Below are 14650 nucleotides of genomic sequence, written 5' to 3' on the forward strand. Positions count from 1 at the left end.
GAAGTTCTACAGGGGCGCGGAAACTCCTCTTTCCACATGTAGGTTTTTCGCCAATTTCCGCTTGGTTTCGTCCTTGCGGTACTTCTTTTTCGTCGCTTCCCCACCCCGCAGATGACGAATCGATTTGTGGTATTCCAGAATCTCTTTGACGCGATTCGCCAAGTCTGGGTTGATCTCCGGCAGCCGCTCCGTCAGGTCCTTGTGCACCGTGCTCTTGGATACCCCAAACTCGCGTGCGATCGTTCGGACCGTGTTCTTGGTCTCCACGATGTATTCGCCGATTTTTAGGGTGCGTTCTTTGATGTAATCGTGCATTCCCTTCGCCTCCCCATGTTCGTCGGATTGTCTGATACATGTATATGAGGAGGGGTACACCATATTCCAAAATTGCGGATTGACAAGCTCTGGCACGCGGTTTTCGCCAAATATCTCTCTCTATCTCACCCTAGCATTTCCTGTGCAAGCGCAGAAAAAAAACCGCCTCACCCGTTGGGGGAAGCGGTTTTTTCCTCTATTCGGCTTACTCTGTTTTCTCAGCCGGAGCGGACGGTGCTGCGGGAGTTGCGGGAGCCGGCATCTTGCTGTTGGTCGCCGCGTCTGGCTTTTTCTCCGCCGGAGCGGTGCTGGTGCTCGACGCCTTCTCTTGGGCATCGGTAGACGTGGTGGCCGCCGATTGCTCCGAGTCGGTGTGGGTGGTTTTCGCGTTGTCGAGCTTCGGCTTTTTCGGGAGCACGGTGTTCGGGTCGACCGGTTTGCCGTCCTTGCGCAGTTCGAAGTGCAGGTGGTTTTTCTCATCCTTCTCCAGACGGTTGTTGCCAGTCTTGGCGATCGGTTGTCCGGCGAGCACTTGTGCGCCTTTTTGTACATCGACGCTGGTCAGGGATGCGTAGTAGGTGGTGTAGCCACCCTCGTGTTGGATCTCGATCGTCTGCCCCATCAGCGGGTCTTCGGAGACGCTGAGCACGGTGCCTTTGGCTGCGGAGACGACGGTGAAGGACGCGTCGTTTTTCAAACCGAGGTTGACGCCTTGGTTCGCGATGAAGCTGTTGTCATACGAAATGATCGAAGCTGCTTTGTCCTCTTCCGATGCATCGTCGCGGTAGAAGTCCATCGAGACGGCCGCGTCGGCACCGCCTTCGCCAACCGGCCATTGGAAGGTCGGGGCAGCGTTGGCTGCCGTTGCATCGGTGTCGGTGCTCGGGACTGCCGGACCTGCTACTTTCGGAGTTTCCGTCGTTTTCTTCACATCGTAAGGTGCCGCATTTTGAGACTTGGCGTACATCAAACCAACGATGAGGACGGATGCTGCGAGATAGATAACCGGGAACGTCCAGCGTTTGGCAAAAAACGAAGACTTGGGGGATTTGTTCGTTTCTTGCGCATTGTCTTGCAGGTTTTTGTTTTCATTGTTGTTGTTCATGTCAATCACCTCTGAATGACATTCTCACCCGAATACGAGTTTGATAAACATGTCGCCCCAGAGTTTTTTCATAAAAAATGACGTGGTTGCACAAGCTATTTCGTTTTCGGTAGCAAGTCGACCGCATGGCCGATGTTCACGCCTTGGTAGTAGTGCAGGAGGATCTCCTGCGCCTTTTTCCCTTCCTTCGCCATCCCGTCCGCCCCGTACTGCGAGAGCCCGACGTCGTGCCCATACCCGCTGGTGTGGAACGTGATCGTGTTGGCTGTGACCTCCCACGTGAACATCGTGGAGCGCAGGCCGAGCAACTTGCGGAAGTCGGGCCCGCTGAATGTTTTGTCACCGACTTTGATTTTCTTGATATGATCGGCGGCGGTGCGCTCGATGGGCAGGATCAAGCGCCCAAGGCTTGTGGTCGGAACGGTGGTGATGCCCAATTTGTCGCGGAATTCGTTGAGCGACAGGCTCAGTTGCGCGCTGTACTTCTCCGATTGGAGGTCCCACGGGCTGTCCACGGAGCGCAGGTAGGGAATCTGCTTGCCCCAATAGTCTTCTGAATTCTCCGTCTTGCCGCTCGATGTGGAGAAAAATAAAGCTTCGATCGGCTTGCCTTCATAGAGCAACACTTGGCCCTCGGTCGCGTTGACGGCGTTGTTGATCTTCGAGATGTTTTTCGGGTAGTTCAACATGCCCCAGTTCTGCTGCAACTTCTCGTCCGTGCTATACGCTTGGCCGTCGTTGTGGTCATCGCTGACGTCCGCACCCTCGGCGGTTTTGACCCCCAGCACCAAGCGGCGCACGATGTAGGTGCGGGCGGCGACCGCTTGGGCTTTCAAGGCTTCCTCTGCAAATGTCACCGGCATCTCCGCCGCGACGACGCCGCGCACGTACTTCTCCAGCGTGATCGGCACGACTTTGTTTTCCGATTTGAGGTAGAGTTTGATCTCGATGTCATCTCTGTTGTTCAACCCCACGAGGCTTTGGGAGGAAATCTGATGTTGCTCCGTCGAGGGCCAGAACGCGACCAACGCCGACGGCACGAGGATCGTTGCGGTGAGCAGCGCGAGGATGGCGAGCGGGATGAGGAGCCAGGTCTTTTTGTTCATGTGCGGGGTGTTCCTCCATTCTCAGAGTGTCTATCAGAGTCTATGAGAATGAGCGAGGCGTTATGAAAAAAACGACCCTAGTGCGCGGCGGCACTAGAGTCGTTTTATTTGAATTGCAGTTCTCGGACACCCTCTGTGCGGTGTACGTTCGCTCCCAGTTGGCGGAAGCGTTCCACGATGTCGACATAGCCGCGCTCGATGTGATGGATCGCGTGTACGCGGGTCTCCCCCTCGGCCACGAGGCCCGCGAGGATCATCGCCGCTCCAGCCCGCAGGTCGGTCGCGGCGACGTCTGCACCCTGCAGACAGGCCACGCCGGTGATCACCGCCGTCTGTCCGTCGATGCGCACATTCGCGCCCATCCGCGCCAGCTCGTCGAGATGCTGGAAGCGGTTCTCAAACACCGTCTCCGTCACATACGAAGTCCCTGGCGTCACCGCGAGCAACGCCGTCAATTGGGCTTGCATGTCGGTCGGATAGCCGGGATGCACGCCGGTGGTCACGTCGAGCGGACGCAACCGGCCGGTGCGTGTTACGCGCAGGCCGGTTTTTTCCTCCACGATCGTCGCACCTGCCTCGCGAAGCTTCTCGATGACCGGCAACAGATGGATCGCCTGCGCCCCTTCGACCAGCACGTCGCCACCTGTGATCGCGCCCGCGACGAGGAATGTCCCCGACTCGATGCGATCTGGGATGATCGAGTGCTCGGCACCGTGCAACGAATCGACGCCATAGATGGAGATCGTCTCGCTGCCAGCGCCGCGCACATCGGCGCCCATCGCGTTCAGGAAGTCCGCGAGATCGACGATCTCCGGTTCCTTGGCGGCGTTGTCCAGCACCGTCACGCCCTCGGCGAGGACGGCGGCCATCATCAAGTTCTGTGTCGCACCGACGCTTGGGAAGCGCAAGGTGATCTCCGCGCCTTGCAAACGGCCCAGTGGAGCGCGTGCATCGATGTACGTCTCTCCTAGTTCGATGTCGGCACCCATCGCTTCAAAGCCTTCGAGGTGCAAATCGATCGGACGCGAGCCGATCGAGCACCCGCCGGGCAACCCGACGCGAGCGGTGCCGAATCGTGACAACAAAGGACCCATAACGAGAAAAGAAGCCCGCAGTTTGGAGACCAAGGCTGCCGGTGCTTCTGTTGTATCTACATGTTGTGCATTGAGAAGCAAATTGCCGTCGCCTGCTTCCTCCGTCTGGCATCCGAGCGCATGCAAGATCTCGCGCAGGTGATGGACGTCGGAGAGCGGTGGCACATCTCGGAGCAGAGAGGTGCCAGATTCGGGCAACAGCGTGGCTGCCAACAGTGGCAGCACTGAATTCTTGGCACCGTACGCACGCACGGTGCCTTCTAGGCGTTGTCCGCCCTGAACGACGATAAGTGCCAATGGTGACCCTCCACCCTAATATTCGATCGTAACAATCGGGGAGCCGACCAACACGCGCGTCCTGTCCAGATGCGCGTCGTAGTGGACCGCGACTTGTAGGTTCATTCTGTTCCCATTGGTGACTATGTAATCCTTCGTTAGAGGAGAATAGCCGGACAAACTGGTGACAAGTTCGGAGCGCACACCTTCGATCTCCTTGGCCTTGACGTCTTGGAAGACATCGCGGATCAAGGTGCTCGATGCACCGTCACTCATTTTATCAGCCAGCAAACCTTTGATACAAGTGCTAATTTGTGGGATCGCGTTCGCAGCGGAGACCGTTTCGCGCACCTCTTGGATCGCGGCTTGGAAACCGCCGAGGTCTTGCGCGTCGCGATCGACCGTCAGCACCAGCGCTGTCTGTGGCGAGCGGTCTTGGAACTTCATGCTCGTCAACACGATCTGCGCGGTGCCACCATCTGCGCGAGTGCCGCGCAGGGTGTAGGAGTTCTGATCCCCGCCACCGTCGAGCGTTTCCTTCGGGGCTTGGATGGCGAAGGTTTTGTTGAGCTTCTGTCCGAGCGCTTTCAGTTGTTCCTGCGAGCGAAACTCCTTGTCGATCACCGACCAGTTGTGGACGCTGTAGCCTTCCACATCGGCCTTGGTCGCTGCGAACGCCTGTGCCAGAAACTCGCCGGTGTCCGCTGTTCCCGCGACCGTCTGTTGCCGGGCTTGCACGATGCTGTAGGTCGCAAGCAACAAGCAGAGGATGATGCCGTAGATGCCGATTCTTTTCATAAAGTATCTCTCCCAACGCCCTGTGAATGATACTACCCATTCTGGTCGCGCTGTGGAGAGTTTATACTCTACTTGCTAGATTTCTAGAAAAGATGTTTGAGCAGTCCCGACATCGACACATAATCGCTGACGAACTTCATCAGTTGGTAGCCAAGTGCCACCGCCACCAACAAGCGCAACACCGCCGCCGGGCGGCTTTTGGGATTTTTGACAAACACATCCCAGCGCACCGCCTGCAAGGCATACCACGCGATCAACACGCCGAACAGCAACAAGACCAAGTTCACTCCTGCTGTCCAGCCTACTCCTGTCGCGACTTGATCCAAAGGCATGAGGGGCAACCTCCCGACTCACGAGTTCATACAGACTCGATTTTACCACAACCTGCGGGCGCGGGACATTAGACTTTTGTATTGGACAAAAAAAGACCCGGACCGTGGGCGGTCCGAGTCTTTTTTCTACAACGCTTACTGTCCGAACCAGTGCAGTCCGTTCAGGAATTTCATCAAGAGGTCCGGGAAGATCCCCAGTGCGAGCGTACCGATCAAGCCGATGGCGATCGTCACGGTGAGCGAAACCGGGACTTGAATCTTGTCATGCGATTGCACGGCGCTGTCCTTGAGGAACATCGCTTTGAGCACACCGAAGTAGTAGTAGAAGGCGATCGCCGAAGTGGCGAACAACAGACCGCCCAGCCAGTACATCTCGGTGTTGATCGTGCCGAGGAAGATGTAGAACTTCCCGATGAAACCAGCCGTCAGCGGCATCCCGGCCATCGAGAGCACGAACACCGCCATCGAGACGGCGAGGAACGGTGCGCGCTTCCAGAGACCGCGGAACGCTTCGAGCGTTTCATTGCCCGCTTGACGGGTGACGACGGTGAGCACGGCGAACGCGCCCATCGTCATGAACAGGTAGGCGACGAGGTAGAACGACGTCTGCCCCAGCGCCAACCAGATGTTGTCGATCGACTTGCCTTTGCCAAGCACCGCAAGCGGCAGCAACAGGTAACCCGCTTGGGCGACCGAAGAGTACGCGAGCAGACGCTTGATGTTTTTCTGCGACAGAGCCGCCACGTTCCCCACGACCATCGTCAGAGCGGCGAGGATCACGAGGTAGATGTAGACATCGCCGAACACTCCAGAGAAGCCCCAGAGGAACGTGCGCAGGATCAGCGCGAAGCCTGCTGCTTTGGAGACGACAGCGAGGAACGCGGTGACCGGGTTCGGTGCCCCTTCGTAGGTATCAGGCGACCATTGATGGAACGGCACCAGCGAGACTTTGACCCCAAAACCGATCAGCATCAGCAGGAAGGCGAGCGTCAGGAGCGGTTTGAACTGCAACCACATCTGGATCACCGTCTGTGCCCCATACGCGAGGTTGGTCTGGCCGGTCACACCGTACAGGAACGACATCCCGTACAGCGCCATCGCCGACGCGATCGACCCGATCACGAGGTACTTCATCCCGCCCTCGGCCGACTTGGCGTGGTTGCGGCGCATCGCCACCAGCACGTAAGACGAGATCGAGAGCAATTCCAAACCGACGAACAAGGTGATCAGGTCCAGCGAGGACGCCATGACCATCGCACCGGTTGTCGCGAAGAGCATCAGGTAGGTGTACTCCGCGACTTTTACTTCCGGGTTTTGCTTGAAGAAGTCGATCGACATCAGCAGGACGAGCGCAGTGCCCGCCGTGAACAAGAGCTTGAACACATTGCCGAAGTCATCGAGCACATACAGCATGTTGGAGAGGTTGAGCAGCTCGCCCGTGCCGCCCGCCGTTTGATCCGAGACGAGACCGAAGTTGCGGATCGTCATCACAAACGCCGCGATCAGGAACAGGATTCCGAGTTGCGGCGAGAGACGACGCGAACTCTCCTTGTTCATGAACAGATCGAGCACGAGGATCAAGAAGCCGCCAAGCACGAGCAGGATCTCCGGCGCCATCACGCGCCAGACATCGGAAAACGCAAGTTGTGTTACACCGTTGATTCCATTCATGGGACTATCCTCCTATCCTCGTGACGTATGAGGAGATCGTGTGGTTCACCAGGTCACCGAGGATCGACGGATAGACACCAATCAAGATGATCAGAGCAACGAGCACGACCATCGGCACGTATTCGACCGCGCGTGCGTCAGGCAGGCCTTCCAATTGCGCCGTCGTCGGGCCGTAGGTGGTGCGCTGCATCGCCCACAGCAGGTAAACGGCCGCCAAGATGATGCCGAGCGTACCCACAGCAGACAACACCGGGAACGCTTTGAAGGCGCCCATAAACGCCAAGATCTCCGAGATGAATCCACTCATGCCCGGCAAGCCCAGCGAGCCGAGCGCGGCAACCAGCAGGAAGCCCGCCAAGATCGGCATCGGCTTGGACAGACCGCCCAGCGCGCCGATGATCGTCGTGCCGGTGCGTTCCTTGATCGCCCCGATCAGGAAGAACAGCAGACCGGAGAGCAGACCGGACGAGATCGTCATGAAGACCCCGCCTTGCAGACCCGCTTGGTTCATCGCCGCCACACCCAGCAACACAACCCCCATATGGGAGATCGCGGAGAAGGCGAGCAGGCGACGCCAATCGCGTTGCACCATCGCTACAAGTGCTGCGTAGACGATGTTGATGACCCCGATCACAGCGATCAGTGTGGCGAAGTACTGCACAGCATCCGGCAGAATGCCCACTCCGATGCGGAACAGCACATACGCACCGATCTTCATCAGCACGCCCCCGACGACCATCGAGATCGAAGTCGGCGCTTGTTCATGCGTATCCGGCAACCAGGTATGGAACGGGAAGAACGCTTCCTCGATCAAAATCGCCAGGAACAGCACGAGGAAGATGCCTTGCTTGAAGCTCGACGTGATCACATCGGCCGGGGCCTTTGCGAACGCGTCGGTGATCGCGATCATGTCCATCGTCATCACGCCGGTGACCATCGCCGCTTTGTACGCCAGCGCGACGAACGCCACGAGGATGCCGACCGATGCGAGACCGCGGTAGATCAGGAACTTCGTTGCGACCTGACCCTTGCGATCGCCACCCCAGATGCCGATCAGGAAGTACATCGGCACGAGCGTCATCTCGAGGAACAGGAAGAACAGGAACAGGTCGAGCGAGAGGAAGCAGCCGTACAGCCCGGTGACCAAGATCAGGTACCAGATGTAGAACTCCTTCGCACGGTGCATGTGTTTCGTCGCCAGCACGCCGAGGAAGGTCACGACGGCCGTCAGGAGCAAGAACGGCATCGAGAGGCCATCCACGCCCAAGCTGTAGCCGATGACCAGCGACTTGTCTTGGAAGGCGTGTGCGATGTGAATCCAGTCATGCGATTCGGTGAATTGCATCCCCGTCTGCCCACTGTCAAAGTTGGCGTACAGGATGCCAGCAAACAACAACGGCAGGAGCGTCGCGATCATCGCGACGGCCTTCGGTTGGCTATCATTGGAGCGCGGTACAAACCCGAGAATCAGCGCGCCCAGCAACGGGAGGAAGACGATGAGCGTCAGCAAGTTCCCCATCATGTTACTTTACCCCCCCTACTGCATACATCGCGGCACCGATCAGTAGCAAGGCCCCGATCAACGTGACCAACCCGTAGGTTTGCACTTGACCATTTTGGCTGTACTTCAGGCCGAGCGAGCCGATGTACGTACCTTCACCGAAGAGGTGAACGATGCCGTCAACGACCCATTTGTCAATAAAGTTGAGGATGTGACCGATCCAGACGACCGGCTTGACGATCGCAACATGGTACAGTTCATCCACGTAGAATTTGTTGAGCGAGAGTTGGTAGAACGGACGCAGCGGACCGTTCGCCAGCGCCTCTGGGTTGATCGACTTGCTCTTGTACATCAGGTACGAGAGGCCGATCCCCGCCAGCGCGACGACTGTCGCCAGTCCTGCCAGCCACCACTCGGTGTCATAGACTTTGCCGATCTCTTCCCCACCGCCGAAGATAAAGTGTTCGAAGGCGTGGTCGGTCAGCGGCGAGTTCAGCAGACCTGCTACGATCGCCATGATCGAGAGCAGGACGAGCGGAATCGTCATCACCGAACCCGACTCATGTGCATGCTCGTATACTTCCTTCTCCCCACGGAACTCGCCCGTGAAGGTCATGAAGAACACGCGGAAGATGTAGAACGCCGTGCAGAACGCCGCGATCAACCCGAGCACGAACAGCGTGGTGTTGCCAGACTTCAGCGCACCGAGCAGAATCTCGTCCTTGGACCAGAAGCCGGCAAACGGCGGAATCCCTGACAGCGCGAGCGCCCCGATCAGGAACGTCCAACCGGTCAGCGGGAGTTTTTTCCACAGACCGCCCATGAAACGAATGTCTTGGTTGTGGTGGATCGCATGGATCACGGAACCCGCCGCCAAGAACAGCAACGCTTTGAAGAACGCGTGGGTCATCAGGTGGAACGTCGACGCAGCATACGCGGAGACGCCGAGTGCCATGACCATGTAGCCGAGCTGCGACACGGTCGAGTAGGCGACCACGCGCTTGATGTCATTTTGCGTGAGACCGATCAGAGCGGCAAAGATCGCGGTGATCCCACCGATGATGCCGATGACGGTCAGTGCATCCGGTGACGCTTCGAAGATCGGGAACGCGCGGGCTACGAGGTAGACACCGGCGGCGACCATCGTCGCGGCATGGATCAGTGCGGAGACCGGAGTCGGACCTTCCATCGCGTCTGGCAACCAGGTGTGCAGCGGGAACTGAGCGGACTTGCCCATCGCCCCGATGAACATCAGAATCGCCACGAGCGTGATGAAGTGATCCGGCGTAATCCAGTCAATCGCAAACTTTTTCGCTTCAAACGCTTCAAAAACGCCCGAGTACTCAAAGGTACCGGTCGCCACATAGATCAAGACGATCCCGATAAACAGGCCGACGTCCCCGATCCGGGTGACGATGAAGGCCTTTTTCGCAGCCGCTGCCGCTTCTGGCTTGAAGTACCAGAAACCGACGAGCAGGAACGAGCACAGACCGACGAGCTCCCAGAAGATATACACTTGCAACAAGTTCGGGGAGATGACGAGACCGAGCATCGAGAAGATAAACAGGTTCAGGTATTGATAGAACACCGAGTAGCGTGCATCTCCGTGCAGGTAGCCCTTGGAAAACAGCAAGACCAGCGTCGAGATGAACGTGACGACGGTCAGCATCATCGCATTGAGCGGTGTGACTTCAAAGCCCATGCTCAGCGTGTTCTGACCCACGGTCAACCAGTGGAAGACATACGGAGCGCTCGCGCCATTGGCGTGCACATCCGACAGAATCAATAAAGATACGATAAAACCAGCCAACGCGGCCAGCACACTGATCGCTGTAACGATGCCCTCTTGCGCTCGCCGACCCAGCACGAACAGGAGCAGGTACGCCACCAGCGGAAAGAGCGGTATAAGCCAGGCATTTTGTACCATATAATCACCTTTCTCCGAAGTTCTGCAGGATCATTACCACTTCATGAGATCCTGATCCCGCACATCGCTGGTGTTGCGGTTGCGGTACAGCGAGATCAACACGGCGAGACCTACGGCGAGTTCTGCCGCGGCAATCGTCATCGTGAAGAGGGTGAAGATCTGACCGTTGATCGACGGCATCAGGCCGAAGCGCGCAAACGTCAGCAAGTTGATATTGACGGCGTTGAGCATCAACTCGATCGACACGAGGACGATGATGATGTTGCGCTTGGTCAGGGCGCCGAACAGACCGATGCAGAAGAGAATCGCGCCAAGGGTCAAAAACTGCTCTACACTCAGCATTAGTTTTTCTCCTCCTTGTTGGCGAGAGTGATCGCGCCAACCAGTGCTACGATCAGCACGACAGACACGAGCTCGAACGGAATCACGTACTGGTTGAACAGCGCCTCACCGATCAGCTTGACGTTGTCCTGACCTTGGAACGGCGAATCCGGGGTCGCTTGCGGCCATTTGATGCCGGAGAATTTCACAACCCAGAGGATGACGAGGCCAAAGCCCGCCGCCCCGATCGCTGCCCAAACCGGATGCGCCGTGATCGGCTCCGGTTTTTCAATCTCATCGTGCTTGGTGAGCATGATCGCAAACAGCATCATGATCGTGATCGCACCTGCATAGAGCAGAACTTGGATGAACGCGAGAAATTCCGCCTCCAGCATCAAGTAGACCGCCGCACAGCCGATGAACACGCCCCCGATCGAGAGCGCCATGTAGATGACTTTTTTCATCGAGAGCAGCATGACACCGCAGGCGATGACGAACAGTGCGATGACGAAGAACGCCACCGTCTGGCCGGTGATGGCAAGTCCGGAGAACATTACTTCTCACCCCCGACTGCTGAATCTTGGTTGCCTTCCGACTCGATCACGCCATCCGTGCGGCGGGCGTTTTCGTCAAGCCAGTAGATGTTTTTGTAGAGGTCGACACGACTGTAGGTAGCCAGTTCGAACTGATCGCTCATCTGGATGGCTTCGGTCGGGCAAACCTCTGTGCAGAGATCGCAGAGGATGCAGATCTCGAAATTGATGTCATACGTATCGATGTGCAGCTTTTTGTCCTCACGGCGGCTACCGGAGAGCGAGATGCACGACGTCGGGCAGACCCGTGCGCATTGGTTGCACACGATGCACTTTTCCGGGTAGAACTTGTGAATGCCCCGGAAGCGTTCGCCAAAGTCTGGCATTTGATCCGGGTATTGCAGGGTGACTTTCTTGTGTGCCAATTGAGCAAACGTGACTTTCAACCCTTTTAGGAACCCAAACATCGAAATTTCACCCCGTTTCCTATTTGAGAAGGTACTTGAGGACGGCGGTCGCGACCAGGTTCACCACGGAGAGCGGAATCAACACTTTCCATGCGAAGGTGAGCAGTTGGTCGGTACGAATCCGCGGCATCGTCGCCCGCACCCAGAAGAAGAAGAAAATGAAGCAGGAAACCTTGATCGCGAACCAGAGCCAGCCTGGCAGGAACGGCCCAGACCAACCACCGAAGTACATCGTCGTACCCAGTGCAGACATTGCAAATACGTAGACGTACTCCGCCAGCATGTAGAACGCAAAACGGAAACCCGAGTATTCAGTAAAGTAACCTGCAACCAATTCGGACTCTGCTTCTGGCAAGTCGAACGGTGTACGGTTCAGTTCGGCAGTCGCCGAGATGATGAAGATGATGAAACCGAGGATCTGCGGCACGACGTACCACACATACGGGAACGCTTGCTGTGCTTCGACGATCTTGACGAGGTTCAAGGAACCGGCCAAGAGGATGACGCCGAGCATCGACATCGCCAGCGGGACCTCATAGGAGATCATCTGGGCAGCCGAACGCATACCCCCGATCAGCGAGTACTTGTTGTTCGAAGCCCAACCCCCGAGTACAACCCCGATGATCGTCATCGCCGACAGGGCGATGTAGTACAGCACGCCAACGTTGGACGCCGCGGTGAAGATGTGCGTCGCGGAGAACGGAATCACGGCGAGTACCATAAACGACGGGAAAAAGGCTAGGATCGGTGCGATCAGGAAGATGTTGCGGTCGGCCTTCGCCGGGACAATGTCCTCCTTGATCAGCAGTTTCAAGACGTCGGCGATCGACTGCAAGAGACCGAGCGGACCTACGCGGTTCGGGCCGATCCGCCATTGCATCCAGCCGATGACTTTGCGTTCAAAGTAGATGGTGTACGTGACGACACCGAGGATGAAGGCGAGGACGATGACCGCGCCGATCACCATGTTCAGAAATGCCATGCCGTCGAGCGGTTTATCCACCCAAGAGAAGAAATCCGCCATGTTATGCGTCGACCTCCCCAAGCACGATATCGACCGCTCCGAGGATTGCGATCAGGTTCGCCATCGACTGGCCCTTCAGAAGTTGCGGAAGCAACTGCAGATTGACAAAGGACGGGCGGCGGAACTTCAGGCGATACGGCTTGTCCTTGCCCTCCGAGACGATGTAGACGCCCAGTTCACCACGGGTGCCCTCGATGGCGGAGTAGTACTCGCCAGCCGGGACGCGGATGATCTTCGGCACTTTGCCCATGACCGGGCCTTCCGGAATCTGTTCCAACGCTTGTTCGACGATCTTCAGCGACTCGACCATTTCCTTCATGTGGCACATGTAGCGGTCGAAGCAGTCCCCGTTCTCGCCGACGATCACGTCGAAGTCAAAACGGTCGTAGATGGAATACGGTTTGTTCTTGCGCAGGTCCCAGTTGAAGCCGGTCGAGCGCAAGTTGATGCCAGACATTGCGAAATTCAGTGCGGTCTCGGTATCGAACTGGCCAATGCCTTTGACACGCTGCAGGAAAATCTCGTTGCCGGTGACCAGTTCATGGAACATGTCGAACTGTTTGCGCATGTACGGAACGAATTCGCGCACATCATCCAGCCAACCGTTCGGTGCGTCCCATTTGACGCCACCAATGCGCATGTAGTTGTACGTCAGACGCGCACCGCAGAGGCGGTTGAAGAACTCAACGATCTTCTCACGGTCAGCGAAGGCATACAGGAACGGAGTCATCGCCCCAAGGTCAAGCAGGTATGTACCCAAGAAGACCAAGTGCGACATGAGACGGTTCAGTTCGACGACGATGATGCGCATGTATTCGGCGCGCTCAGGAATTTGCAAGTCCATCGCCTTTTCCACGGCATTGACGATCGCGTGGTTGTTGACCATCGAGGATAGATAGTCCATGCGGTCGGTGTACGGAATGATCTGCGTGTACTGCAGGTCTTCCGCGAGTTTTTCGGTGCCACGGTGGAGGTAGCCGACGACTGGATCGGCATCGACGATCAATTCCCCGTCCACCTTGACGACAACGCGCAACACCCCGTGGGTACTAGGGTGTTGAGGGCCGATGTTCATCAACAGTTCTTCAGTGCGTATTTCTCCCATCGATTTCCTGTCCCCCTAGTTCTCGACGACGTAGTCTTTGCGCAGCGGGTGACCAATCCAGTGGTCCTCCAGCATGATCCGGCGCATGTCCGGGTGACCTGGGAAATCCACGCCGAGCAGGTCGTAGATCTCGCGCTCTTCCCAGTTAAAGCCCGCGTACAGGTGCGTGATCGACGGAATGCTCGGGTTCTCACGCGGTGTGCGGGTTTTCAGGGCGACATCGTAGTCCAATGTGAACGAATGCACGACCACATACACTTCGATGTGCTCCTTGTAGTCGGTGCCTGCCATCAGTTGCGGGTAGGTAAACCCGAGCGCCGCGTGCGTCTTGAAGTGCTCGACGACATCGACCCAATGCGCATTTTTGATGGTGAAGGTCGGCTGGAACTGCTTGAGTTCCGCCGCTTCCAGAACATCCTCGCCGAACGTGCTGACGAGTTGGGCTCTCAGGAATTCGAGACGTTCGTTGCCGCGCTCGACACGCGGGTCAACAGGCTCCGGAGCCACTTCGGTTTCAGGAGCTTTGGTTTCAGGGGCTTTGGTTTCTTCGCTCATCTAGCGCACCTTCTTCCCTTTCGCTTCCATGCGGATCTTGTCTTGCAGTTTGTTGAGGCCGTAGATCAGTGCAGGCGGAGACGGCGGGCAACCCGGAATGTAGACATCGACCGGGATGACTTGGTCAGCACCCTTGACGACCGAGTAGGCGCGCACGTAGGGACCGCCTGCGGTTGCACAGGAACCCATCGCCACGACCCATTTCGGTTCTGGCATCTGTTCGTAGAGACGCTTCAGGATCGGCGCCATCTTCTTGGTGATCGTACCGGCGATGATGATGCAGTCCGCTTGGCGTGGAGAAGCGCGGAAGATGATGCCGAAGCGGTCGAGGTCATAATGCGCCGCGCCGGTCCCCATCATCTCGATCCCACAACATGCGGTGGCAAACGTCAGCGGCCAGAGCGAGTTCGAACGCGCCCAGCCTTTGATCTGCTCCAGCGTACCAAGTAGAACACCTTTGGAAAGTTCTTGCGACTCCTCTTGTGTGAAGCCTTCGAACTCCATGTACGCCGGTTGTTGG

General features: G+C 57.3%; 16 protein-coding genes. All 16 read right to left on the reverse strand.

The features are described from left to right. Positions 1-6 precede the first annotated feature (6 nt). Entirely contained in the window at positions 7-315 is a 309-nt protein-coding gene (gene spoIIID / locus C7459_RS00525; RefSeq protein WP_109685177.1) for a sporulation transcriptional regulator SpoIIID, read from the reverse strand. A 205-nt stretch (positions 316-520) separates the two neighbouring features. Next, positions 521-1420 (reverse strand): M23 family metallopeptidase, encoded by a 900-nt coding sequence (locus C7459_RS00530; protein ID WP_109685179.1) that lies wholly within the window; start codon positions 1418-1420, stop codon positions 521-523. A 95-nt stretch (positions 1421-1515) separates the two neighbouring features. Next, positions 1516-2526: a stage II sporulation protein D gene (spoIID, locus tag C7459_RS00535; RefSeq protein WP_109685181.1), complete on the reverse strand. Its 1011-nt coding sequence runs from the start codon at positions 2524-2526 to the stop codon at positions 1516-1518. Between the two features lie 104 nt (positions 2527-2630). Next, positions 2631-3917, reverse strand: a complete 1287-nt coding sequence (gene murA / locus C7459_RS00540; RefSeq protein WP_109685183.1) for a UDP-N-acetylglucosamine 1-carboxyvinyltransferase — start codon at positions 3915-3917, stop codon at positions 2631-2633. Positions 3918-3932: 15 nt separating this feature from the next. Further along, positions 3933-4694 carry a YwmB family TATA-box binding protein gene (locus tag C7459_RS00545; protein ID WP_109685185.1) on the reverse strand — a complete coding sequence of 254 codons (762 nt, stop codon included), beginning with the start codon at positions 4692-4694 and terminating at the stop codon, positions 3933-3935. 83 nt (positions 4695-4777) lie between these two features. Beyond that, a complete protein-coding gene (locus C7459_RS00550; RefSeq protein WP_109685187.1) occupies positions 4778-5026 on the reverse strand; it encodes a DUF1146 domain-containing protein in 249 nt (82 codons plus the stop codon). Positions 5027-5161: 135 nt separating this feature from the next. After that, positions 5162-6697 carry an NADH-quinone oxidoreductase subunit N gene (locus tag C7459_RS00555; RefSeq protein ID WP_109685189.1) on the reverse strand — a complete coding sequence of 512 codons (1536 nt, stop codon included), beginning with the start codon at positions 6695-6697 and terminating at the stop codon, positions 5162-5164. Between the two features lie 4 nt (positions 6698-6701). Next, complete coding sequence (locus C7459_RS00560; RefSeq protein ID WP_245884353.1) at positions 6702-8219, reverse strand: complex I subunit 4 family protein; 1518 nt, start codon at positions 8217-8219, stop codon at positions 6702-6704. Between the two features lies 1 nt (position 8220). Beyond that, positions 8221-10125, reverse strand: a complete 1905-nt coding sequence (nuoL, locus tag C7459_RS00565; protein ID WP_109685191.1) for an NADH-quinone oxidoreductase subunit L — start codon at positions 10123-10125, stop codon at positions 8221-8223. A 33-nt stretch (positions 10126-10158) separates the two neighbouring features. Next, a complete protein-coding gene (nuoK, locus tag C7459_RS00570; protein ID WP_109685193.1) occupies positions 10159-10467 on the reverse strand; it encodes an NADH-quinone oxidoreductase subunit NuoK in 309 nt (102 codons plus the stop codon). Then, positions 10467-11000 (reverse strand): NADH-quinone oxidoreductase subunit J, encoded by a 534-nt coding sequence (locus C7459_RS00575; protein ID WP_109685195.1) that lies wholly within the window; start codon positions 10998-11000, stop codon positions 10467-10469. Before C7459_RS00575 ends, nuoK begins: the two co-directional genes overlap by 1 nt. Further along, positions 11000-11446 (reverse strand): NuoI/complex I 23 kDa subunit family protein, encoded by a 447-nt coding sequence (locus tag C7459_RS00580; RefSeq protein ID WP_109685197.1) that lies wholly within the window; start codon positions 11444-11446, stop codon positions 11000-11002. Before C7459_RS00580 ends, C7459_RS00575 begins: the two co-directional genes overlap by 1 nt. 19 nt (positions 11447-11465) lie before the next feature. Continuing rightward, complete coding sequence (nuoH, locus tag C7459_RS00585) at positions 11466-12470, reverse strand: NADH-quinone oxidoreductase subunit NuoH (protein WP_170119186.1); 1005 nt, start codon at positions 12468-12470, stop codon at positions 11466-11468. Between the two features lies 1 nt (position 12471). After that, positions 12472-13575, reverse strand: coding sequence for an NADH-quinone oxidoreductase subunit D (locus C7459_RS00590; RefSeq protein ID WP_109685199.1), 1104 nt, complete (start codon positions 13573-13575; stop codon positions 12472-12474). A 15-nt stretch (positions 13576-13590) separates the two neighbouring features. Further along, on the reverse strand, positions 13591-14130 hold the full coding sequence (locus C7459_RS00595; RefSeq protein WP_109685201.1) for an NADH-quinone oxidoreductase subunit C: 540 nt from the start codon (positions 14128-14130) through the stop codon (positions 13591-13593). Further along, positions 14131-14634 carry a NuoB/complex I 20 kDa subunit family protein gene (locus tag C7459_RS00600; RefSeq protein ID WP_109685880.1) on the reverse strand — a complete coding sequence of 168 codons (504 nt, stop codon included), beginning with the start codon at positions 14632-14634 and terminating at the stop codon, positions 14131-14133. Between the last annotated feature and the right edge of the window lie 16 nt (positions 14635-14650).

This window comes from Tumebacillus permanentifrigoris (genome assembly GCF_003148565.1).
Lineage (GTDB): Bacteria > Bacillota > Bacilli > Tumebacillales > Tumebacillaceae > Tumebacillus > Tumebacillus permanentifrigoris.

Coding starts and splice junctions, on each gene's coding strand:
- spoIIID (WP_109685177.1), bottom strand. CDS start 315: ATGCACGATTACATCAAAGAACGCACCCTAAAAATCGGCGAATACATC.
- C7459_RS00530 (WP_109685179.1), bottom strand. CDS start 1,420: ATGAACAACAACAATGAAAACAAAAACCTGCAAGACAATGCGCAAGAA.
- spoIID (WP_109685181.1), bottom strand. CDS start 2,526: ATGAACAAAAAGACCTGGCTCCTCATCCCGCTCGCCATCCTCGCGCTG.
- C7459_RS00545 (WP_109685185.1), bottom strand. CDS start 4,694: ATGAAAAGAATCGGCATCTACGGCATCATCCTCTGCTTGTTGCTTGCG.
- C7459_RS00550 (WP_109685187.1), bottom strand. CDS start 5,026: ATGCCTTTGGATCAAGTCGCGACAGGAGTAGGCTGGACAGCAGGAGTG.
- C7459_RS00555 (WP_109685189.1), bottom strand. CDS start 6,697: ATGAATGGAATCAACGGTGTAACACAACTTGCGTTTTCCGATGTCTGG.
- C7459_RS00560 (WP_245884353.1), bottom strand. CDS start 8,219: ATGATGGGGAACTTGCTGACGCTCATCGTCTTCCTCCCGTTGCTGGGC.
- nuoL (WP_109685191.1), bottom strand. CDS start 10,125: ATGGTACAAAATGCCTGGCTTATACCGCTCTTTCCGCTGGTGGCGTAC.
- nuoK (WP_109685193.1), bottom strand. CDS start 10,467: ATGCTGAGTGTAGAGCAGTTTTTGACCCTTGGCGCGATTCTCTTCTGC.
- C7459_RS00575 (WP_109685195.1), bottom strand. CDS start 11,000: ATGTTCTCCGGACTTGCCATCACCGGCCAGACGGTGGCGTTCTTCGTC.
- C7459_RS00580 (WP_109685197.1), bottom strand. CDS start 11,446: ATGTTTGGGTTCCTAAAAGGGTTGAAAGTCACGTTTGCTCAATTGGCA.
- nuoH (WP_170119186.1), bottom strand. CDS start 12,470: ATGGCGGATTTCTTCTCTTGGGTGGATAAACCGCTCGACGGCATGGCA.
- C7459_RS00590 (WP_109685199.1), bottom strand. CDS start 13,575: ATGGGAGAAATACGCACTGAAGAACTGTTGATGAACATCGGCCCTCAA.
- C7459_RS00595 (WP_109685201.1), bottom strand. CDS start 14,130: ATGAGCGAAGAAACCAAAGCCCCTGAAACCAAAGCTCCTGAAACCGAA.
- C7459_RS00600 (WP_109685880.1), bottom strand. CDS start 14,634: ATGGAGTTCGAAGGCTTCACACAAGAGGAGTCGCAAGAACTTTCCAAA.